The sequence below is a fragment of the Pantoea cypripedii genome, assembly GCF_011395035.1.
GTDB lineage: Bacteria > Pseudomonadota > Gammaproteobacteria > Enterobacterales > Enterobacteriaceae > Pantoea > Pantoea cypripedii_A.
This window is the reverse complement of the sequence record NZ_CP024770.1, coordinates 660,624-681,090: the sequence shown is the minus strand read 5'-3', so window position 1 is coordinate 681,090 and position 20,467 is coordinate 660,624. Positions and strand designations below refer to the sequence as shown.

Below are 20,467 nucleotides of genomic sequence, written 5' to 3'. Positions count from 1 at the left end.
CGCGCTTCGCTTGCCTGCTGGTGCCTTATGTGAGGAGGGCGGTCTTGCTGTTCCCTCCACCGTATCACGTCGTTCTCGCGGTCAAGGGCTGCGCGTGCCCTGCACGCTGGCGTCCGATGGCCGGCTTCGCCCCCTGACAGCTGCGCTGCGTCGTGAGGGCCACGGTTTCGGGCAATTCCGCCCGTTTAACCGGAGATCGTCATGAACGATAAATCACACGTTTCCCTTGAACAACACATTTGCCTGGTCTGTGCTGCCTGTTACGACACCGGCGCGCTGCTGCTGGACAAGCATCTGCGCCCGAAACTGTCGCGTCATACGCTGACGGGCTGGGGCCTGTGCCCTGAACATCAGAAGATGTATGACGATGACTTTGTCGCGCTGGTCGAGTGTGATCCGCAGCGCAGTGGTTGCCACGAAAGTGGGTCCATCAGGCCTGAGCAGGCATATCGGACGGGCCGTGTGGCGCACCTGAGACGTAAAGTCTTTACCGACGTGTTCAACGTGCCAGTCGGGGACAGGCAGCCCTGCGTGTTCGTTGAACCCGGCGTGATTGACCAGCTGCAGGCGATGGTTGCCCCTGAGGAGTGACAACCATCCGGCGCGTTACCCTTCGGGGTAACGCGCTTTTTTTTGCTTCGTTTTGCGATATCTGTATCGCACCCCGCTTAAGAACGTTGGCTGGCATTCAACGCATTAGTTGCGATAAAGGGTATTACAAATTCTTAGTCTTAACCCCGGCATTATTAAGTTGTTTTGTTATCTCAGCTATCGAAGCAAAGCGTCCGTGGATTCCCACGGTGCTGATGTTCATATCAATTTCAATGGCTGCGCGACTGGCCCGCCATGAATGTTGCCAGCATGACCACGCATTTTCGGTAGCAGAGTCGTCATAATCGGCATCAGCACGGAGTAGATCATAACCGACTAAATCTGCCCATATTTCAAATTCTTCTCTCATCTTATCCATAGATGTCTCCGTTTGATCACTGATGAGTTACCCCTCGCAACAGTGTTGAGGGTGAGTATGATAAGTACTCTGCAACGTTATGATCACGTTGCGTTTCTTCTTTTTTAAGCAGGTTGTCCTGCAAATATTGAAACGACCAAAAACAATATCACTAAGGCCAGCAGCAGGCCCATCCAGAGCAGGACTGCATAGAAGGCAAGCGTGCTGACGCTACAAATCATCGCAACACTCACGCACCCGGTTTTTTCACCGGTTATTGCTGCTGTAAATGCACACATCATCCCAATTACAGCCATGCCAATACCGACGTTCTTAAGGATGTTATCGATAGTGAGAGTCGTTTTTTTAGTAATGATGGGTGGTTCTTCACCTTTAATACCGGCGATAATACCGGTCATCATAGCCGACACTTTTTCGGCGATTCTGTTTTCAAGATTCGGTGTCGGTGGATCAAAAGGGCCTGCCGTAAAATGGAAAAGAGTGAGCGCCAGAGCCAGAACCCCCAAAAGAATGCCTGCTGAACTCCATTTATTTTGAAATACTGTATTCATACAACTTCCCTGTCCCCGTTTCTGAATAGAATGAATTGTATTTGCAATAAAGATATTGGTGCTCAGTGAAGGGGCCACTTTTGCAGTCCGGATGATTTGCCTGAACCCCGTAAAAGTCCTTATCAGCAGTTGGCTACACGACCCCCCCTAGCGCAATGGTTAACTGAGTTTCAGACTTTCAATTAACGACAGAAGTGATTCAACTGGGCCTGCATGGGTTATCTCCGATCTGACGTTATCCCAGGAATGAGCGTCACTAACACAGTAATCGCCAGTGCACATGAGTGTCAGGTCATCATCCAGTAAGCCAATTGGTATCCAGACATAAGGTGAATCCCGCAGAACATTAGGAACGGTCGAGCCACAGTTTGTACAGAAGTCGGTACGATATCCTGACGGCCTGGACCAGCTCCGGACACCATCCTCTCCCTGTGTCCAAGAAAAATCCGCAAGCCTGATGAGTGTTGCCAGATTATACCCGGTGCCGGTCTGCTTACGACAGAGCGAGCAGTGGCAGCGGTAAAATGCCACGGGCCTGGAGGCGAGTTCAAACGTAACATTTCCGCACAGACATGATCCTTTAATCACGATGACAGTTCCTTTTAATTGATTGTGCAGCCTCAGTTTTATCATAACTGGCCGCCAATCCACTCAGGTTTCACGAACACTTTGCTAATCCTCCTGGCTTGCGCAGCTACCGGTCTGAAAAGGTTCCTGGTTCCATCCGGGTAGAACCCGTTGACCCCAGCTAAAGCGGTGTTGCAGGTACTGTTGTTCCTGCGGTGACCAAAATAAGCCGCTCGTGTTTCCTCCATTCCCCGTCTTTTCTTTGTCTTCCTGCGCTGCGCAGAAATCTGGCACACGGGCGTTATCACGCAAGGGCCGCCAGCTAAACGGCGGCACCCGGTCCCTGCGGGCTGCGGCTTTGCCGTTTGCCCCCGCGTGCTGCCTTACCTTGTGTGCAGGTTCTGCCTCTGCAGCGAAGGAACTCAAAGAAACATCACGTAAAACGACAGAGGAGAGACAATATGTCACAGCGAAACACCACAACCGCAGCTCAGGAATCTAAAGAAACATCAGCTTTGCAGGACCAGGCCATCAGCCATTCTGCCGGTGGAGGAGTCCTTACTGATATGGCGGGGAGCGAGATCATGAAGGCCTGGCTTGTGTCCTTCCTGGTGGAATGGCAGGGCGTTTGTTCAGAGCATCATGTCCTTATCCGATCGTATGACAGTGAGCTGGCAGAGGCGGGTGTCATGCATATGGGGCGAACATGGTGGAGAAGTGAAGCGCGTGAAAGTGACGGATGCTACTGGTGCTTTGGGCTAACCAATTATGTCTGGTTTACAACAATGTTGCCGCTTACGCCATCAGACAGCGGCGTTCTTACCCCTCTGGAATTTCTTGATGAATGGACGGTCACCGGAACCCCGGATGTGCCGGAAGTGTGTGACGGGAGCGGTTGCCGATGGGAGGAGATCAGGGACTGACCATTACAGAACTCGCCCGTCAGGGCGTTAAGCCGGGAAAGGGGCGGTGCAGATGCACCGGCTTCCCCTTTGCCTTTATATTTATCAGAAGCGCAGCTGCTTTTTGTTTATTTTCTGAAGAACCCGTCAGATGTTCACTATCCTACCCTGACAAATGAATACACCTCACACACGCCTCCCGGCCACCTCCGGCTCCCCGGTAAACCGGGTCGTCAGGCCCTGCTGCGCTAACCAGCTAAGCCGGTAAGCTCCGCCGAACCGCAGAAGGCGCGTTTCGGGGGGCCGATGGCTGACATCCACGACACCCCTGCAGCTGGCTGACGCCAGCGCTTTCACTGGCCACAGAAGGCGTGGCCGCTGAGGACACCCGCTTTGCGGGCGGGTGTGTTCCTGCTCATCCCTTCATGGTGCGTCACGTTTCGTTAAGCCCACGACGCGGGGGCTTTTGTAGCACCAGCGTCAGACCCGCACAAGGGTATACGAGCGCCCAGGGGCGCCCTTGTTTGGGACTGCCGCCGTTGCTCCTTCATCCCCTGCCGCGACGTGAACTCACCGAAACATGGATAACGATCACTGACAGGAGTAACAGCATGTACACACACAACATCAAAACCGCCACAACGGAATCTTCCAAAACATGGGTTGAAAATCATTTCGATACTCAGCTGGCCGTCCGCACCAATGCGCAGGTTCTGCTGGCAAAAATCGAAGGGGATCTGATGGTATTGAGTGCTTTCGACAGTCTCGGTATTGAAATCGCTGAAGTGGATGACATCTGGGCGACGCCTCGCATTGCTGCCCGTCATGTTGCCTGCATGATTGAAAATGGTGAAATCGCCACCCCTGTCATTTATGCGCTGGCAACCTCTGTGCAGACATTGGCGCAAAAGGTCTGCTGCGATGCCTGGAAGTGTGGCTTCGAAGGGTTGCCGCCACTGGAAGAACTCCGTGCCGATGCGTTACATCAACGCGACCGGATTAGAAATCTCATTGCTGAAAGTAAGCGACCCTTCCAAATTGAAGTAGATGGGCGGATGGAGTACCTGGAAGATGATCTCTGGTATGGGACTTTTTTCAGGGACAGCGCCATTACTCTCGGTGGGGCAGATTCAATTCCGGAGGCGATGAACCGCCTCAGAGCGATTAAAGCGCGTGGAAACTGGCCCATCAGGGAAGAGGGTAAAGATTTCTTTGATCCTGATTTGGGTATTGATGCCGGACCAGTCAGCTTTCAGCCTCATCTTGCGATTATCAGAGACGTGGCCGGGCGCATCGTCATCAGAGGAAATGTTCGTCATCTCACCTGGTACAAACCCGCGACCGATCCGAATGAGATCGCCATGATTCAGATCCAGCAGCAGGCATTGTATGAAGAGGCCGCCTTTGAAAGTGGCTGGGACAACTACGAAACCGCGCGCATGTTGCTGGAAACCTCAGATGAGGTGGGGGCCCGGCTGGTTGATGAAGTCTGGAGAGGGCACCCGGAGGTACTGGCAGCGCTGATCGATTTCGAAGAGGGCAGGAAGCAATAAGCCGGACGGGAGAAAGTTGCCAGGCGCGGCCTGCGTCTGGCAGTCGAAGTGAATGCACTTTTTGTTATACGTAATTTCGTATAAAATGGAGTTTGAAATGCGCAAGCAGATCGTTTTTATGGATACCAGCCTCGATGACCTCCGCGCCTTTCCGGACAATATGCGTCAGGATATGGGGTATCAGCTGGATAGGATCCAGCAGGGGCTTGACCCTGACCACTGGAAGCCGTTTAACCTGATAGGTGTGGGTGTGCGGGAAATTCGCCGCAAAGGCGATGACAGCAGCTACCGGGTTATGTATGTGGCGAAGTTCGAAGATGCGGTTTATGTCCTGCACTGTTTTCAGAAAAAATCACAGACAACCAGTCAGTCTGATGTGCAACTCGCAAAACGGCGCTACAGGTTATTGATTCAGGAGCGTAACAAATGAGTATGAAAACGTTCGATAACATCTGGGATGCCATCAGCGATACCCCGGAAGAAGCCGAGAACATGAAAGTGCGTGCGCAGTTGATGAACAGTATCAATAACTGGATTGCCCGCCATAAACTGAGCCAGGCTGATGCGGCAAAAGCGCTGGGTGTTTCTCAGCCGCGTATTTCCGAGCTGGTGAATGGAAAAATCTCGTTCTTCAGCGTGGATAAGCTGATTACGATGATGGCGCATGCCGGTATGCATATCGTCAATATTGAGATCAGCGAAACAGCAGCAGCCTGATCCTGAAATCCCTATGGGGGAATGTGGTAAGCGGCATTCCCCTCTGTAATATATCCACTCATACTTAATCCTCCTTCCTGTAATAATAAACTCCCCATTTAGCAGATAAATCATGAGTGACGTTCTTTGTGGTTTTTTAGTTATCGAAGGGCTGACGTGGGATCCTGCCTGATTTTATATTTTTATAATGTCTGTTGATCAGTATGGAGTATTGATGGCGTTTTATAGCCGATTCTCTGCGATTTTTAACGCCAGCGTTATAGATACCGACAGCCAGCCAGCTGATGCCATATCTGTCAAAATTTCGTCTGAGAAGCATCGCACCCAGGTGAATATTTAGGCAGGGATCTTCTAACAGTTTTTTAGCTGTCAGCGAAGGATATTCTTTTTGAAAAGTCCGTAAGGTTGCATCATTGATTTGCATCACACCATAATCTGCACTCATCACTTTACCGTTACTGCTACGGTTGTAATTTATTGCTGAAGGGTTATAGCGTGATTCCTGCCAGGCGATAGCGCGCAGATAATCCGGATCGATAGCAAACCATTTTCCCGCCCTAATAAAGCAATCTGCGGTTGTGCTGGTGGAGAAAAGTCCTGAGATCAGCATGAAAATAATGTGATTTGAAATGTGCATAGCCGTCCCTGGTTTTAAAATTTCCAGGAGCGTATCTTATCTGAGATATCATTAACGCCCAATTTCCTACACACCACTCGCAAATATATATTTCCATAATTATCTATTTATAATCAGTGCATTAGGTTGGCTATTCGAAGTCTGTTGCCTGATGACAAGTTACTGCGAAGCAACTCAGGAGATGCTGCGCTGGTGCTTCAGTGTTGATTGCAAGTGTGACCATAAAAATCAGCATGTTAAATAAAATCTCGGTTGGGAAGTTGCTCCGAAGTAACTTCGCGGTGATGCTGAAGCCTTTTCTAATCGTCAAAACCGGACTACATTGGGAACCATAGTGTACCTGGCTATCTGAATCGTTCCCTGCGTCATATGCTGTTTAACATGGAAGATAATATGAATAATATTTCAGCATCAAAAAGTAATCGTGTCAGCCTGACAGTCCCTTATTCGATACTTGAGAAGGTTGACGCTCATGTTGCAAAGAAGCTGGAGGATGGGGAGTCGCGCGAGACTGCGAATCGGTCAGCTTTTATCATGGAAATATTCAGGCTGGGGTTGCGGGTGTATGAGAATAAAAATAGTAAGAACGTTACCGATAAAACGCTGGACCAGAAACTCGAACTAATCGCGAAGAATGTCATTATTAATGGATTTGTTACGGATGCAATCTTTAGTATCCAGAAGGAAACGGTAAACAGAGATAAAGTGATAAACAATGTGATGGTTCTGGATCCTAATTGGTCTAAAGTTGTTAACGAAAGGGTAAGCGGTAAGTTGCAGGAATATTTTAAGTAGTCGCTGTGTCAGTACCCTCGCCAAAAAATTGGCGGGTGTATTGTAAATATTAAATTTCATAATGCTATTATCTACTATAGAATTAACTTTCCATAATGAAATGTGATAGTCACAAGCTATTGCGAAGTGTCGGATTTAAGCGAATAATATTTTTTCGGAAGTTGACCTTATCTTAGGAGTTATTATGGCTACAAATACAGGGCATGACTCAAGAAAGGGTTCTGTTCGTGACCGTACGCAAGTTCAGAATCCTAAAAACGGTAATTACACAAAACGGGATACTGACAATGGTCAGTTTATTGACCAAAAACAAGATGGAACACCTTTCAAAGGTGTAGCAAAAGAAGTTGATAAGCGTCGTAAATAGAAGAAAGGGCCACATGGCCCTTCCTTATCGAATCAGGCACATTCAGGAAGACTCAAAAGATTGTTAGGTTGTTCTCCATCATTTTGAGTCTTTAAATACTTATTACCTGATGCACTTACAGCAATAATTACCCATACAAGATGACCTCCTACACTAACATAAAATTTCCATTTTCCTGTCTCGATTCCATTGATAGCTTCTTGTTGAGTTATCTTCCAGCGCGTACCATCAGAATTTTTACCTCCAATATGAGATATTCTTTCGTGTGAACTCGTCCGGTTGCTTTTATTGATACACAAAACTTGATGCTCTGACATTTTAGCCTCGTGATTTTTTCTGTGTGATAAGTATTGTAATGAAATTGTTATTTTTTGCGAATGGCACAGAGTAAGTAAAAAAGTTAAAAATAAATAACATTCCTCATTTATAGGATGTGCTTACCCTATTCTTCAAACCAACCATATGCTATTTTAGCATGTCAATAGTGATGAGGTTGTCCTAAATTCGACCAACATATTTAATCAGCGTATCAATACTGATGTTGTATTCCCAGCAGATATCCTTTCTGAGCGCGCCTTCACCCAGTTTCTTTTTTATCTCTTCAATATCACTATTCGATATTTTCCTGTTGCGACGTTCTTCAGGTATAGAAATCCCTTCTTTCTCACTGATCTTTTTCACCGCGTGATAAATCTGCGCCCGGCTGACGTGACAGGTACGTTCTATTTCGTCCAGCGTCTTTCTCGGCGAGGCAAAGTACATATCAGCAATGATTTTCCAGCGCTGCCAGCGCAGTTCCATGGCCGCAAGATCCTTCTTCTTTTTGAGAAATTTATAGACGTATGAGAGAGAGCAACCCGTATCTTCAGCAATCTCCGCCACGCTCCATCCCTCATGGAAGCGCTGCATCACGTCACTTTCCTTCGTCTCTCTCGATTCCTGCTTCTGCACAGCTATCTGGGAAGCGGCTACTAAGTCATCAACATTGCTGGCGTTACCCAGGCTGCGGGTGAATTTCCGTGCTTAGGTCTGATTTTCCTCAGGGTGGGGGAGAGGGAGGAATATGCCCTCATGCACAGCGATCCAGACATCAGGATCCTTTGAACCAGATGCAAGACAGATATGTTGCATGGCGTGAGTAAAGAATGCCTTTATCTGTGCGGTGGCAATGCGATGGTCAAGGAAATAAAGGAAGGGAAGTGTCTGTGTCTGACAGGCAAAGAACTTTTCCCCATCAACCGTAGCCTGAAACCATCCGGGATTGCGACTGAAGTGATACAGCGCGTAGGTCAGCACGCCGCTGAAGGCTTCTGCATCACTGATGTTGCAGATATTGACCGTCATGCCGGCAGGACCCGCAATGTGAATAAACAGCTGCCCGCGACTCTCCATCCCGGTTTCCCAGTCCCTCAGTTAAGCAGAACGGTAAAATGTCAGCGTAAGTCAATGAGGTAAATTGATCTTACAGATCAATACTTTAAATTGAACAAAAGTTACCCATGGCGTAAAAAAACACCCGTTATCTTCACGCCCTCGCATGGGGTTCGGTACCGCCAGGAAAGCGATAAAAAACGCAGGGAGGTGTCTCTCAGAAAAAACCAAATCCGATCGCTGCTCATAAGCAGCAACCCAATCCTATCAGTTATTAACGGATCAATTAAGTCCCGAACCGGAGCTTTTTTCTATGAAGAGCAGGATTCTCTCGTCGTTAAAACACTGTCGCAAGGCAGGGGCGGTAGCGTGGCATACGCAATACACAATGTCGGTTTTACTGGTTTTTGTTCTGATGATCTTCACGGCTCAGCAGGTTCATGCGGTTGACCTTTTTATCGGTGGCAAGCCGATGATCAAAGACACATTGGGGAGTGACTCGACAGTAGTATGGATTTTGTATGTTCTCGAAGTCATTGCCGGGGCCTGGGTCTATATCAAAACCAAAAACCTGGCCATGTTCGGTGGCATCGCCGCCGTCATGATTTATATCAACGTGGCGTTCGGCATCATTCCCTGAGATCAGATGATGCCAAAACGTGACCGCTATCGATATCCCGCTACGTTTTCTGAGCAGCGACGCTTTGTGGGGCTGCCACCTGATGAATTCTGCCTTTTTGTCCCCCTGGCTTTGCTGGCGCTCTTCATCAATATGTGGATTTTTGGCCCCGCACTTCTGGCGGCTGTGGTGGGTATCCGGCATCTCAAGAAAGGCCGCGGATCGCAGTATCTGCTCAATCTGGCGTACTGGTGTCTGCCTACATCCTTCATGCGTTTTTTCATCAGCGTCCTGCCTGAAAGTTACAAACGACACTGGGTCGCCTGACCCGGCCCGGAGATCTTATGGAATACAGGCTGCGCGTCGCAGGGAACCGCAACATGGCGGTGGCCATCCTGGTGTTGCTGATTATCGCCATTCTCGCACTGGGACTTTGCTGGCGGATGTACAGCGATAACCGCGAGCTGATGGCGCAGATTGTGAATAACCGGCAGGTCATCGTGGTGCCTTACGGCGCTGACTCGCCGTTCAGCTTCACCGGAGAACGGGGCGATGCCCGCTATCTGCGCCTGATGGCGCTGGCGTGGGGCAATCTGCGACTCAATATCAATAGCGCCAATGCCGATGCCAGTCATGAAATGCTGCTGGCGGCCGCCTGCGACGGGGCTGAAACCCCGCTTCAGGCGGTGCTGGCCGAAGAGTCTGCTCGGGTCAAAGGCAACAGTGGCGGTTCGGTGTTCTATCCGAAAGATTTTCAGGTCTGGCCGGAGAAGGGCATCGTCGATATCACCGGGCAGCTGGAGCTGAGTTACGGCATGCACAGTGGCAGCCCGGTAGATAAGCACTATCGCATCCGCACCGATCTGCGCAATAACCGGCTCTGCTGGAGTGCGTTTCTTGAGGTTCCCCATGCGTAAACGTTTCGTTTTCAGCATCCTGCTGTTGCTGGTCTCCTGTATAGCACAGGCCCAGCAGATGACTCTGCACTCCGGCACCCGCATAACCGCAGAAGTCAGTAACACCGACCCCAACGCTATTCGGGTCAGCGACGATCGCATCGTCAGCCTTCAGGCCACCCAGGGGGTGTTGTCGTCGAAAACACCGACGCCAGACGGCGGGGTGGTGTTCTCAACGCTGGCACAGCAGCCGTTTACCCTGTTTATCCAGACGGCATCGGGTTTCAGCTTTTCCATGCAGGCCCGGCCTGGCAAACGTCCCGGTCTGAGCCTGACGGTGGATAACCCTGAGGTGCGCGGCACTGAGAGGGCGCGACAGTTTGAGCAGAGGCAGGGCAGTTACAGCGGGCTTATCAGCGACCTGGTCAGCCGTTTTATCCGTAATCAAAAACCTGACGGCTATGTCCTCACGAAAAATACGCAGGTGCCGGTGAGCGATGCCGTCGCTGTGGCCTTTACCCTGCAACCCGTCACCGCCTGGCAGGGCGACCAGCTTCGCATTGTCCGGACAGACGTAACCAGTCGCTCCTCACTGCCGCTGCGCCTGAGCGAGCGCTATTTCTGGAGTCCGGGTGTGATGGCGGTGTCCTTTCATCCCCGGCTGGATGTGATCGCTCCTGGCAAGACGGTTTCCGTCATCACCGTTTTCCGCACCAGAGGAAAAGGTGATGAACCTTAACAAACTGATCCGCGGTAAACAGCGCAGGCTGCTGGCGATCATTTTCGGCGTCATTGCAGCGTTTGTCGGGGGGCTTTATTTCCTCAATCGCCAGGCGGCAGAGATGAAAGCCAGCAAAACTGACGGCGCAGATGCGGCGCAGGTTGAACCCGATCTGACTGGCGGATCCGTCACCAACACCTTCGACGGTACCGGGCAGAACTCGCTGCTGGTGGATGCCCAGCGCCGGGAGAAGCAGAACCGGGACAGTCTGGCGACGATACAAAAAGATTTTAAGTCGCTGCAGGACCAGGTGAATGTGGTGCTGAGTGATAACCAGCGTCTTCAGCAAAGTGTCAGAGAACTGCTGGAGAAAGTGGCGCAGCAGAATACGCAACCGCAAATCCCGCTACCCCAGGATTCACCGCCGCGCCCGGCATACTCACTGGGTCCGGTGCCGATCCAGACCGGGCGGATTGATCACACCCTGCTGGATGATTCGGCGTTTAAACCTAAACCCCCAGACAACACCTTCTGGGTGCCCACCGGTGCCTTTATTAACGCGAACGTTATTGAGGGAGCCGACGCCAACGCGTCGGTGCGCGGTGAAAACAACCTCGTGCCGATGCAGTTCAAACTGAAGGGGCAGGCACATCTGCCGGGTAATCAGCGCCTGAGCCAGCTGGATAACTGCTTTGTCACCGCGGCGGCTTATGGCGATATCTCCAGTGAACGCGCCATCGTCCAGTTACAACGCCTCTCCTGCATCATCGACGGCAAACACATAGATCAGCCGGTTAAGGGGCATGTCGCGTTCTATGGCAAAAACGGCATCAAGGGTGTGCCGGTGATGCGTAATGGCAAAATTCTCGGCCTGGCGTTCACGGCGGGTGCGCTCGGTGGCCTCGGACAGAGCGTTTCCCAGGTGGGGCAGACGGTGACCGGGATCGGCGCAACGGCCAGCATCAGCGGCGGAGAGGTAGCACGCAGCGCGGTGGGCAGCGGCGTGGGTAAAGCTGCCGACAAGCTGGCGGATTACTACATCGAACGTGCCGAACAGTACCACCCGATTATCCCCATCGGCGCGGCTAACCGGGTTGAAGTGGTTTTTATCGAAGGCTTTCGCGCGAAATTTATTGAAGATGAAGAGGCAGAAAAGGCGGCAAAACAGGCACCCCGCACTGTGAATGAATCTGCCACCCGCAGCCAGGGCAACAACGGCCTGCCACCTGACCTTATTGACCGGCTGGGCGACGCGTCAAAACTGAGCATCGATGACTTTGTGGTTCCGGCCTCCGGTAAGAGTCAGCCACCCACCCCACAGGGAGTAGCACCATGAAAAAGAGGAAGTCGCATTTTGATTATGCCGAACACTGCGGCTGGATGATTTTCACCGACCAGACGCTGACCTATACCGGGCGCGAAGCCGATAAACGGATCAGAGATCTGCGGGAGCTGGGGTTCAGGTTTAAGAAGCTTTACTGCAAACCCGGCCTTATCCCTGACGACGGTTACGTCATTCTGCTGGGCGAAACGCTCTGCCGCCTGCTGGAGCTGTCCCCTCAGGACCCGTTAGCCCTGAGCATTCTGTCCCAGCTGGGCAGCAGCCGGAGCATAGGCATATCAGATACGGTGACGCGGGCGCAGACCTCCTGCTTCTGGGATCTGATGCAGAGGAAACTCTGATGCAGGCGAAGACGGTTTACACCGGTTTCCTCTCTCTGCTGCTTACCGGGTGCGCGGGCATGAACGGTGAGTTTGAATTCAGCAAACCGGCCAGGGACTCCGGCATATGGATGGCGGAGGCGGATGAGATGTCCGCCGCCAGTGGCGTATCCGGCATTAATCCCGGCGATTACCGGCTGATTGATACCGGCAATATTGCGCTGGCACCGCAGACCGTGACGCTGCCGGAAGAGGAAAAAGTTGTACAGGCAGGAACCGGCACGGGCAACCCGCCGACGGTTTACTGCAATGCCGCGCACTGCTTTCCCGAACCTGCCGCGGCATTTCGTCGACCGGATAACGTCGCCCGCATCTGGATTGCCCCGTATGTCTCGCCGGACAACAACGTGCATATGGGGGAGGTGATCTACACCGTCGCCAGCCCGGCAGACTGGCACGGCATGCTGATGTGAGGCGCGATGAAACTGCCTAAAGATTTTCGCTTCGATCCGCTGAATGTCGTTGAGACCGTCTCCGGGATCCTCGGTGAACATGACACGACGTCAGAGACACGTGAAAAACTCCTGGAGCTGGATTATCCGCATATCCGCGATCTGCTGCCCTTTCGCGACTATGACAGCGACAGCCAGATCTGGGTGAATCAGGATTCACTCGGTTTTGTGATTGAGGCGCAGCCGCTGATTGGGGCCAATGAAGCGCTGGCCGAGAGTCTGGAATACATCGCGCGGGACATTATCCCCCGGGAGACGCCGTTACAGGTGATGCTGGTGTCTTCGCGGGCGATAAAAGATCAGGTTGAATATGGTCTGAAGAACTTCGCCTGGCACGGGCATCGGGCTGATGAATGCAACGACATCACCGCCCGGTTTTACCTCAATGGCGCGCGCTATCACTTCAGCAACGGTCTGGATCACCCGCTGACCCTGCGCGACTACCGGCTGTTCTTTATCTGGAGCACGCCGGTTAAGTCCGTCAGCGAAACTGACTTTATCCGGCTGCGCGATATCCGCCGTAACCTGCTGAATGCGCTGAATTCAGCAGATATCTGGTCACAGGCGATTGGTGTGTCGGAGTTCAACAATGTGCTGCGGGAATTTTTTAATCACGATCCCGATTGTCTGGAAAGATACAGCGCGGCGTATGATCCCGCTGCCGATCTGCGCGCGCAGTTTGTCGATCCTTCTACCGCCTGGTTGCTGAAGCCTTCACATATCCGTATTAAGGGCATGAACAGGGAAAACCGGCCATTCAGCGCGCGGATGGTGAATCTCAACCTGGACCGTAATCCCCAGGAGCATTATCTGTGGCAGAACGGCAATATCCTGCAGGACCTGGCGTCGCCCACCAATGGGATCCCCTGTCCGTTTATCTTCTCGATGGTGCTGGTGACCGAGGAGCAGATGAAAAGTCAGGGCGAGGCCAACAGCCGCTTCCTGTCGCTGGATGCACGGGTGAATACCAGCTACGCGAAGTACATTCCGTCCACCAAAAGTCAGTACGCAGAGTGGAGTGATATCCGTCCCCGCCTGCTGTCGAATCAGACATCCCTGACCAGTTATTTCTGCGGCATGGCGTTGTTCTGCCCGGATGACGACGACCTGACCTCGCGCTATACCGAAAAAGCCCTCCATGCCTGTGCCGTTCAGAAGCTGCGGTTTGTGCGGGCGGATTTTATGCAGCTGCGCAATGTGCTGGCGCTGATCCCGTTTTCCATGGTGGATAAAAAGCTGCGCGGCGACTGTAAAAAGACCGGTGCCCTGCAGCGCGGGGAAACGTTCCATGCGGTGAACCTGTTGCCGGTGATTGGCGACAACAAACTCTGTGCTTCAGGCATTCTGATCCCCAGCTATCGCAATCAGCTGGCGTTTATTGATGTGTTTGATGAAACCCTGCCGAATGCCAATTTCAACTGGTTTATGTCCGGCACCTCAGGCGCAGGTAAGTCGGTACTGGCTAACTCTATCGCCCGTTCGGTACTGGAGACCGGCGGCACGGTGACCATTCAGGATATCGGCGACTCTTACCTGGCCGCCTGCAGCAGCCTGGGGGGCACCTACATCAATGGCGCGTCGCTGCATTTCAATCCGTTCGCCAATGTCACCTCTATCACGCTGGCCGCTGAGCGTATCCGCGATCAGCTTTGCATCCTCGCCAGCCCGAACGGTCTGCTGGATGAAGTCCACGAATCGCTGATTCTGGAGGCGATAACTGAGTACTGGCCGTCATACCAGCAGGATATGCGTATCGATCATGTGATTGATTATCTGAAGGCGCGCAAAGATGACATCGCCCGCCAGCATTCGCTGCAGATTAGCGGCCGTATTGACGAGATCACGACGCTGCTCGGCAAGTACAGCACAAAGGGTATCTACGGCAGGTTCTTTAATTCTTCCGAACCGACGTTGCAGCCGGACCTGCAGTTTGTGGTGACCGACCTCGGGGACCTGCGTAAGCAGCGGGATCTGCTGACTGCCACGCTGTTCTCCATCATGATCTGGAATGAAAACATGATGTACGTGACCCCGCGCAGCATGCGCAAGATGAATATTACCGATGAGGGCTGGAAACTTGCTGGCGGATCCAGCCCGAAGATCAGCGATTTCTTCGATGAAGGATACCGTACCGCGCGTCGCCACAACGGTTCCTATGGCATGGTCACCCAGTCGATACGGGATAAGAACCTGTCCACGGCGATGCTGGCGGCCTATGACAACAGCGCCTTTAAGTTCACCTGTATGCAGGATGCGAAGTCGTTTGCGGCATTCCAGAAGGAAGAACCGCATGCTTTTAACGAGCTGGAGTGGAGCATGATCCGCAAGTTTCCTCCGGCGAAGAAGGCGCGCTACAGCGCGTTCCTGCTGAGTGTGGGTGAATACTCCAGCTTTCACCGCCTGATCCTCGATCCGTTAAGCGACAGCCTGTTTTCCTCAAAGGGTGAGGATTTTACTTATCGCCAGCAGCGACTGCAGCAGGGAGCCGATATCAAAGACATCCTGTTTGAGATGGCAGACAACGACGCCCATAAGCGGGATATCGTCAGAGCATTGCGGGAGATGACGCTATGACCCTGCGCCACCTGGTGCTGACGGGGCTGTGTTCTGCGCTGGCAAGTCTTGGGTTGTGTACCGCGCTGTGGCTTATGTTGCTCAGGCCGCCCGGCGTGGTGGCTTTCGATATGAAGGGCACGATGAATGCCTTTACCCGCCAGAGTGCCGGACTGGAACTGACGGATGAGCAACGTAAGCAGCTGGTGGCACGGTTTAACCGGCAGCTGACGTCCGTCACTGAACAATATGCCAGGGAACTTCGCGTCAGCATTCTGGTCAGCCCGGCAGCGGTAGCCGGTGTGCCGGATGTCACACGGGACATCCAGGCGCGGCTTGCCCGTGAGATGCAGGCCAGCGACCTGCCATAACGCGTCCCGATCACCGAAACCTGCGGGAGATACCCGATGAAATCCTTACTGACCGGCCTGGTGCTGGCTGCTTTCTCCTGGCCGTTAGCCGCTGCCGATCTCGGTACCTGGGGTGATACCTGGGATATCCGGGAACATAACCTGATCACCGTGTTGCAGAACAATCTTCAGCAACATTTTGCCGGGCAGACGCAGGCAGACACAGAACAGGCGTTACGTGATCAGGTGGAAGCGCTGGTGATGCGTCCACCGCCGGTGGACGGTCTGGTCACCGGCCGGGAAACTCATATCCGGCTGTACGACCCGGCCTTCACCGTGGCACAGGATCTCAGCGATCAGCAGGGCAATGTGTTTGCCCGCAGGGGGGAGCGGATCAGTCCGTTCGATGTTATCCCGGTGTTTGATGAAACGCTGTACTTCATTGATGGGGATGACGTGCGGCAGGTGGCCTGGATGCGGCAGCAACGGCCGTTAACGACCAGCCGACGCATTATCCTGGTGAACGGCAATGTTCGGGACAGCGCCAGCGCACTGGGGGATCGTGTCTACTTTGACCAGAGCGGCAGTCTGGTCAGGAAGTTTGGGATCAGGCAGATCCCCGCCGAAGTGAAACAGGTGCCAGGAAAACGGGTTTTCAGTATCACCGAATACGGTCTGCCCGAAGAATAATCCGGAGGAAAACATGGAACGTTATATCACTGCCGTCTGTCTGGTGCTGGTCACCGGGCAGGCAAATGCCGCAGACCCGACCTGCGAGGGCCGCTGGGTTAATCCGATTACGGACATCTGCTGGAACTGCCTTTTTCCCATGAGCGTCGGCAGCACGCAGATTTCACCGGGTCATCAGCCCGATACGGATAATCCGTCGTCACCGATTCAGTTCTGCCCGGTACCGCCGCCGATATTTGAACGGCCCGGTATCGCCATCGGTTTCTGGGAACCGTTTGCCATGACGGACGTGACGCGCGCGCCAGGCTGCATGGTGAATATGGGCGGTTTCAGCGTCGGGATCCCCGGAGCCGGTACCGGAGCCGGGACAAAGGTCGCGAATCAGCATCCGGGCACCTTCTATCACGTCCACTGGTACAAATACCCGCTGGTGTCATGGCTTAACATCATCGCCTCGGAGATGTGCATGCAGGGTGGAGAATACGATATTGGCTATCTCTCGGAGCTGGATCCCACCTGGCAGAATGACAATCTCGCGCTGTTTATTAACCCGGAAGTGATGCTGTTTGCCAATCCTGTCGCGCAGATGGCCTGTGCCGCCGATGCACTGGCGGCGGTTGCAGGTAAACCCATCGATGCGCTGTTCTGGTGTGCCGGATCGCACGGTTCGCTGTATCCCTTCACCGGCAACATCGTGAACGAGTCCAGTGGTCTCAACAGCTCGGTGCTGCTTTCGGAGCGGATGAACTTCAAACTGCATCGGCAGGGGCTGATCTTGGACACGGTGCCGCAAAACACGGCGGTCTGTTATGAGTATCCCTCCGCCATCATGCCCAAAGGGCGTTACCGATATCAGCTGGTTAACCCCATCCCCGACGTGGCGTCCTGCCATCCGACCGGGCGCAACGTTATGCAATGGCAGACCGGCAAAGAGATGCCGGTTTCACGGAAGAACTACGGGTATCTGATATGGAAAAAACGCAACTGCGTCGTGCTTTAACACGAAGGTGCCGGATGGTGCTGGCATCCGTACTGATGGCGGGGATATCGTCCGTCAGTCATGCCAGTGAGATGGCCTTTTTTCTCTCCACCTCCATTCCGGAAAAACAGCTCGCCATCCTGATGAAAGCGGCGGAGGCCCGTGGTATCCCGGTGTATCTGCGGGGGCTGGTGAATGACAGCATGGAGCAGACCGCGCAGTACATGCTGCATCTGGTCAGCCAGTATCAGGTAAGGGGAGTACTGATTGATCCGATGCGCTTTGAGCGTTACGGCGTGAAGCAGGTACCGGCACTGGTGCAAAGCTGCGGTGAACGCTTCGACATCCTCTATGGCAATGTCGCCCTCAGTGACGCACTCACCCTGCTGGCTGAGCGGGGAGAGTGCCGTCCTTTCGTCAGCGCTGACTGACCCGACTTCGCGGAAATTCAGATGAAAAGAAACAATCGTCTCCTGCTGGCGGGGATCCTCATTACCTGCGCCGCTGCGGCAGGTATGGATGCTTCGAATCAGGAAGGGATTGAGGCTGGCAAGCAGGCATCAGGCAGGATTCAGGCCGATCCTGGCAGTTACTTCGACAACTTCAGCGCGGATGCACCGCAACGATCGTATTACGGTGGCGTCACCCAGACCGATTCCAGTATCGCCGTGCATGGCGCAGCGGAACTGCATACGTCGGAACTGGGCCAGACGGCGCAGGAAGCGTATATCAATAATCCCGCCGACAGCATCAGTCCTGACTCCGACATGATGAAGCACAGCGATGAAGTGCGCAGCAACGCGGAGGCCATCGCCGGAGGGGATGCAGGCCAGTGCGTGGCGCAGGAGTTGAGTAAAATCACGTACACCACGCATCAGTGCGATATGGCGTCCGATCTGAACCAGTCCTGTACTCGTAAAGCCACTATCGTCACCACCGGTGCGCTGGAGAGTGTTCAGACCCAACTGGTGCTGGATGCGCGAAGTGTTACGGGCAGGCGTATCGAAGATTACTGGATCCAATATGACATCCCGGTGCCGGAGGACGGCTCACTCAGCAGCGGCAGCTGGGAACTGCGCTATCCCTCATCGCCCGGCTATCACGGTGATCGGCTGGATTACTCCATCCAGGCATTCGGGCAGACCATCAGAGCAAAACTGAATAACTCGGGTGCTTTTGTCATCGCCCCGCAGACGGTGAAACAGGGACAGGTGATCAGTCTGCGTATCCGCTACAACACCGATGGCCATCACGACCAGGCGGCCAGCGGTTTACTGAATTCAGTCGCCAGCGGCACCATCGTTGTCCGTATCACTCTGCCGATGGAGGTCATCCGGGAAACGTTGAAACCGGTGCTGCAATGGACGAACAGTTGTCCGGCGGAGATGGGCGATGCCGTATGGGTGAGTGAAGTCTGTAGCGACCCGGGTGGCGAACGCACTGTGGTGCTGGGTGGTATTCCTTATACGTTGTACAGCGACTGCTGGGCGTACACCACCCAGTGGAACCTGTATGAGGACGACACCAACAGCTGCCAGAGTTATATCGATAATCCCGACTGCAGCGAGGGCACGCGCACCTGCGCAGAGAAAATCGGTAACTACTGCGTGTTCCATCATCTCACCTGGCAGTGCGCCCACACCGAAAAGAGCACCGGCTATGTCTGCGGTTCAGAGTTCTACTGTTCCGATGGCAGCTGCGCCGCGATGCAGGCCGGGGAGAGTCAGAACTTTGAGGCTGCCGTCTCGCAGCTGGCTGCCCTGGCGGCTGCCGGTAAGGAATTTGCCGGCATGGATCCGGCGTCAGTCCGTGCCTTTACCGGCCGGGGGATGGCATGTCGCAAAAGCGCGGCGGGATTCAGCAACTGCTGCAAAAGCGGTGGCTGGGGGCAGGATGCCGGGCTGGCGCACTGTAACAGCGAGGAGCAACAGATTGGCACCGGCAAGGAGAAAAAGCTGGTGGTCAGCGTCGGCAGCTACTGCGCCAGAAAAGTGCTGGGTGTCTGCCTGCAAAAGAAAGAAGGGTACTGCGTTTTTGACAGCAAACTTGCCCGCATTTTGCAGGTGCAGGGGCGTCGTGATCAGCTCGGCATTGGATTGGGTTCCGGGGAGAATCCCAATTGCCGGGGGATCAGCATCAGCGAATTGCAGCGGATCAGATTCGATCGCCTCGACTTCACTGATTTTTATGACGACCTCAACAACAACGTCGAACTGCCCGATCAGGAGGCACTCCTGCAACGCATTCTGTCGGATATCCAGAACAGCCTGCGACCTGGCGGAGGCGGCTGATGAGAAACGCATCCTGCCTTGCGCTGCTGCTGTTGACCTGCCCGCTGTATGCAGCACCGGAAAAATCAGACGGCTACGACTATCAGCCAGCGGTGGGCTGGTACTGGTATAACCAGTCGGTGCCTGCGCAGGAAGAAGAGACGCCAGATCCGCTGCCGCCGGACAACCCGACCACCCGCATGCAGCGACTCCAGGCATTCCGTGACAGTGTCATGAATGAGGCCATGCTCCACCCCTCCGTGGAAAATATCCGCCGCTATAAAATTGTGCAGGACTGGATGGTCAATCAGGCCAGCCTGTTCGCCGCCCGCTGGGAGAAGGTGCTGCTGGACCATCCCGAACTGGATTACAGCCTGCAACACCCGTTCTACAACGGCACGGCAAACATTCAGTACACCCGCCAGCGCCAGAAGCAACAGGCGGCGATCCGCCTCGTGAATCAACGTTTCGGGGTGTTCTATTTCTACCGTGGTCAGGAGCCGCTGGATAACCGGCTTGGCAGCATCGTGAAGGAATTCAGCGAGCAGTATGGCCTGGCCGTGGTGCCGGTTACCGTCGATGGTCGTATCAACCCGGATCTGCCCGACAGCCGCCACGACAGCGGCCAGGCGCACAACATGAACATCACTCACTTCCCGGCCATTTATCTGGTGGAACCCGAAAGCAAAAAATACCAGCCACTGGCCTATGGCTTTATCACCCAGGATGACCTTGCGCGCCGCATGCTCAACGTCGTCACAGACTTTCGCCCGGAGGATTAACCG

The 20,467-nt window shown here is 53.6% G+C and carries 28 protein-coding genes; 21 read left to right on the top strand and 7 right to left on the bottom strand.

What is annotated here, in order from left to right:
• The first annotated feature begins 201 nt into the window (after positions 1-201).
• Positions 202-591: an ATPase gene (locus CUN67_RS26525; protein WP_208718453.1), complete on the top strand. Its 390-nt coding sequence runs from the start codon at positions 202-204 to the stop codon at positions 589-591.
• 124 nt (positions 592-715) lie between these two features.
• Here CUN67_RS26525 and CUN67_RS26520 read toward each other — a convergent pair whose 3' ends face one another.
• The 3 genes from CUN67_RS26520 to CUN67_RS26510 form a co-directional block, all read right to left on the bottom strand.
• Positions 716-970 (bottom strand): hypothetical protein, encoded by a 255-nt coding sequence (locus CUN67_RS26520; RefSeq protein WP_208718452.1) that lies wholly within the window; start codon positions 968-970, stop codon positions 716-718.
• Between the two features lie 104 nt (positions 971-1,074).
• Complete coding sequence (locus CUN67_RS26515; protein WP_208718451.1) at positions 1,075-1,521, bottom strand: hypothetical protein; 447 nt, start codon at positions 1,519-1,521, stop codon at positions 1,075-1,077.
• A gap of 159 nt (positions 1,522-1,680) precedes the next feature.
• Positions 1,681-2,106 carry a GFA family protein gene (locus tag CUN67_RS26510; protein ID WP_208719523.1) on the bottom strand — a complete coding sequence of 142 codons (426 nt, stop codon included), beginning with the start codon at positions 2,104-2,106 and terminating at the stop codon, positions 1,681-1,683.
• Positions 2,107-2,549: 443 nt separating this feature from the next.
• Here CUN67_RS26510 and CUN67_RS26505 point away from each other — a divergent pair, with 443 nt between their 5' ends.
• From CUN67_RS26505 to CUN67_RS26490, 4 genes are all read left to right on the top strand, one after another.
• Positions 2,550-3,011 carry a hypothetical protein gene (locus CUN67_RS26505; RefSeq protein WP_254711493.1) on the top strand — a complete coding sequence of 154 codons (462 nt, stop codon included), beginning with the start codon at positions 2,550-2,552 and terminating at the stop codon, positions 3,009-3,011.
• A gap of 590 nt (positions 3,012-3,601) precedes the next feature.
• The gene (locus tag CUN67_RS26500; RefSeq protein ID WP_208718450.1) at positions 3,602-4,543 is read left to right on the top strand and encodes a hypothetical protein; all 942 of its coding nucleotides are present in this window, start codon (positions 3,602-3,604) and stop codon (positions 4,541-4,543) included.
• A 97-nt stretch (positions 4,544-4,640) separates the two neighbouring features.
• Complete coding sequence (locus CUN67_RS26495) at positions 4,641-4,973, top strand: type II toxin-antitoxin system RelE/ParE family toxin (RefSeq protein WP_208718449.1); 333 nt, start codon at positions 4,641-4,643, stop codon at positions 4,971-4,973.
• Positions 4,970-5,260, top strand: coding sequence for a helix-turn-helix domain-containing protein (locus tag CUN67_RS26490; RefSeq protein ID WP_208718448.1), 291 nt, complete (start codon positions 4,970-4,972; stop codon positions 5,258-5,260). Before CUN67_RS26495 ends, CUN67_RS26490 begins: the two co-directional genes overlap by 4 nt.
• A 136-nt stretch (positions 5,261-5,396) precedes the next feature.
• Here CUN67_RS26490 and CUN67_RS26485 read toward each other — a convergent pair whose 3' ends face one another.
• Positions 5,397-5,897 (bottom strand): lytic transglycosylase domain-containing protein, encoded by a 501-nt coding sequence (locus CUN67_RS26485; RefSeq protein ID WP_208718447.1) that lies wholly within the window; start codon positions 5,895-5,897, stop codon positions 5,397-5,399.
• Between the two features lie 393 nt (positions 5,898-6,290).
• Here CUN67_RS26485 and CUN67_RS26480 point away from each other — a divergent pair, with 393 nt between their 5' ends.
• Together CUN67_RS26480 and CUN67_RS26475 are read left to right on the top strand one after the other, a co-directional pair.
• Positions 6,291-6,692: a relaxosome protein TraM gene (locus CUN67_RS26480; protein ID WP_208718446.1), complete on the top strand. Its 402-nt coding sequence runs from the start codon at positions 6,291-6,293 to the stop codon at positions 6,690-6,692.
• A 184-nt stretch (positions 6,693-6,876) separates the two neighbouring features.
• Complete coding sequence (locus CUN67_RS26475) at positions 6,877-7,059, top strand: hypothetical protein (protein ID WP_208718445.1); 183 nt, start codon at positions 6,877-6,879, stop codon at positions 7,057-7,059.
• 32 nt (positions 7,060-7,091) lie between these two features.
• On the opposite strand, the gene CUN67_RS26470 is transcribed toward CUN67_RS26475, so the two are convergent.
• The 3 genes from CUN67_RS26470 to CUN67_RS26460 form a co-directional block, all read right to left on the bottom strand.
• Positions 7,092-7,376: a DUF3892 domain-containing protein gene (locus tag CUN67_RS26470; RefSeq protein WP_208718444.1), complete on the bottom strand. Its 285-nt coding sequence runs from the start codon at positions 7,374-7,376 to the stop codon at positions 7,092-7,094.
• Positions 7,377-7,557: 181 nt separating this feature from the next.
• Positions 7,558-7,968 (bottom strand): helix-turn-helix domain-containing protein, encoded by a 411-nt coding sequence (locus CUN67_RS26465; RefSeq protein WP_254711504.1) that lies wholly within the window; start codon positions 7,966-7,968, stop codon positions 7,558-7,560.
• Between the two features lie 114 nt (positions 7,969-8,082).
• A complete protein-coding gene (locus tag CUN67_RS26460) occupies positions 8,083-8,403 on the bottom strand; it encodes a hypothetical protein (RefSeq protein ID WP_208718442.1) in 321 nt (106 codons plus the stop codon).
• 340 nt (positions 8,404-8,743) lie between these two features.
• Here CUN67_RS26460 and CUN67_RS26455 point away from each other — a divergent pair, with 340 nt between their 5' ends.
• The 14 genes from CUN67_RS26455 to traF are packed head-to-tail and all read left to right on the top strand — an operon-like array spanning position 8,744 to position 20,464.
• Positions 8,744-9,070, top strand: coding sequence for a type IV conjugative transfer system pilin TraA (locus CUN67_RS26455; protein ID WP_208718441.1), 327 nt, complete (start codon positions 8,744-8,746; stop codon positions 9,068-9,070).
• Between the two features lie 6 nt (positions 9,071-9,076).
• On the top strand, positions 9,077-9,376 hold the full coding sequence (gene traL, locus CUN67_RS26450) for a type IV conjugative transfer system protein TraL (protein WP_208718440.1): 300 nt from the start codon (positions 9,077-9,079) through the stop codon (positions 9,374-9,376).
• A 17-nt stretch (positions 9,377-9,393) separates the two neighbouring features.
• The gene (locus tag CUN67_RS26445; RefSeq protein WP_208718439.1) at positions 9,394-9,966 is read left to right on the top strand and encodes a TraE/TraK family type IV conjugative transfer system protein; all 573 of its coding nucleotides are present in this window, start codon (positions 9,394-9,396) and stop codon (positions 9,964-9,966) included.
• Positions 9,959-10,684 carry a TraK domain-containing protein gene (locus CUN67_RS26440; protein WP_208718438.1) on the top strand — a complete coding sequence of 242 codons (726 nt, stop codon included), beginning with the start codon at positions 9,959-9,961 and terminating at the stop codon, positions 10,682-10,684. The genes CUN67_RS26445 and CUN67_RS26440 overlap by 8 nt, the downstream gene beginning before the upstream one ends.
• Positions 10,674-12,002 (top strand): TrbI/VirB10 family protein, encoded by a 1,329-nt coding sequence (locus tag CUN67_RS26435; RefSeq protein ID WP_208718437.1) that lies wholly within the window; start codon positions 10,674-10,676, stop codon positions 12,000-12,002. Before CUN67_RS26440 ends, CUN67_RS26435 begins: the two co-directional genes overlap by 11 nt.
• Positions 11,999-12,349 (top strand): hypothetical protein, encoded by a 351-nt coding sequence (locus CUN67_RS26430; RefSeq protein WP_208718436.1) that lies wholly within the window; start codon positions 11,999-12,001, stop codon positions 12,347-12,349. The genes CUN67_RS26435 and CUN67_RS26430 overlap by 4 nt, the downstream gene beginning before the upstream one ends.
• Positions 12,349-12,801 (top strand): type IV conjugative transfer system lipoprotein TraV, encoded by a 453-nt coding sequence (gene traV, locus CUN67_RS26425; protein WP_208718435.1) that lies wholly within the window; start codon positions 12,349-12,351, stop codon positions 12,799-12,801. Before CUN67_RS26430 ends, traV begins: the two co-directional genes overlap by 1 nt.
• 6 nt (positions 12,802-12,807) lie before the next feature.
• A complete protein-coding gene (gene traC / locus CUN67_RS26420) occupies positions 12,808-15,414 on the top strand; it encodes a type IV secretion system protein TraC (protein ID WP_208718434.1) in 2,607 nt (868 codons plus the stop codon).
• Positions 15,411-15,764, top strand: a complete 354-nt coding sequence (trbI, locus tag CUN67_RS26415; RefSeq protein WP_208718433.1) for a type-F conjugative transfer system protein TrbI — start codon at positions 15,411-15,413, stop codon at positions 15,762-15,764. The genes traC and trbI overlap by 4 nt, the downstream gene beginning before the upstream one ends.
• A 36-nt stretch (positions 15,765-15,800) precedes the next feature.
• Entirely contained in the window at positions 15,801-16,433 is a 633-nt protein-coding gene (traW, locus tag CUN67_RS26410) for a type-F conjugative transfer system protein TraW (RefSeq protein ID WP_208718432.1), read from the top strand.
• 13 nt (positions 16,434-16,446) lie between these two features.
• A complete protein-coding gene (gene traU / locus CUN67_RS26405) occupies positions 16,447-17,433 on the top strand; it encodes a conjugal transfer pilus assembly protein TraU (protein WP_208718431.1) in 987 nt (328 codons plus the stop codon).
• Complete coding sequence (gene trbC / locus CUN67_RS26400) at positions 17,403-17,843, top strand: type-F conjugative transfer system pilin assembly protein TrbC (RefSeq protein WP_254711492.1); 441 nt, start codon at positions 17,403-17,405, stop codon at positions 17,841-17,843. Before traU ends, trbC begins: the two co-directional genes overlap by 31 nt.
• 21 nt (positions 17,844-17,864) lie before the next feature.
• Positions 17,865-19,703, top strand: coding sequence for a conjugal transfer protein TraN (locus tag CUN67_RS26395; RefSeq protein WP_208718430.1), 1,839 nt, complete (start codon positions 17,865-17,867; stop codon positions 19,701-19,703).
• Positions 19,703-20,464 carry a type-F conjugative transfer system pilin assembly protein TraF gene (gene traF / locus CUN67_RS26390; protein WP_208718429.1) on the top strand — a complete coding sequence of 254 codons (762 nt, stop codon included), beginning with the start codon at positions 19,703-19,705 and terminating at the stop codon, positions 20,462-20,464. The genes CUN67_RS26395 and traF overlap by 1 nt, the downstream gene beginning before the upstream one ends.
• Positions 20,465-20,467: the final 3 nt, after the last annotated feature.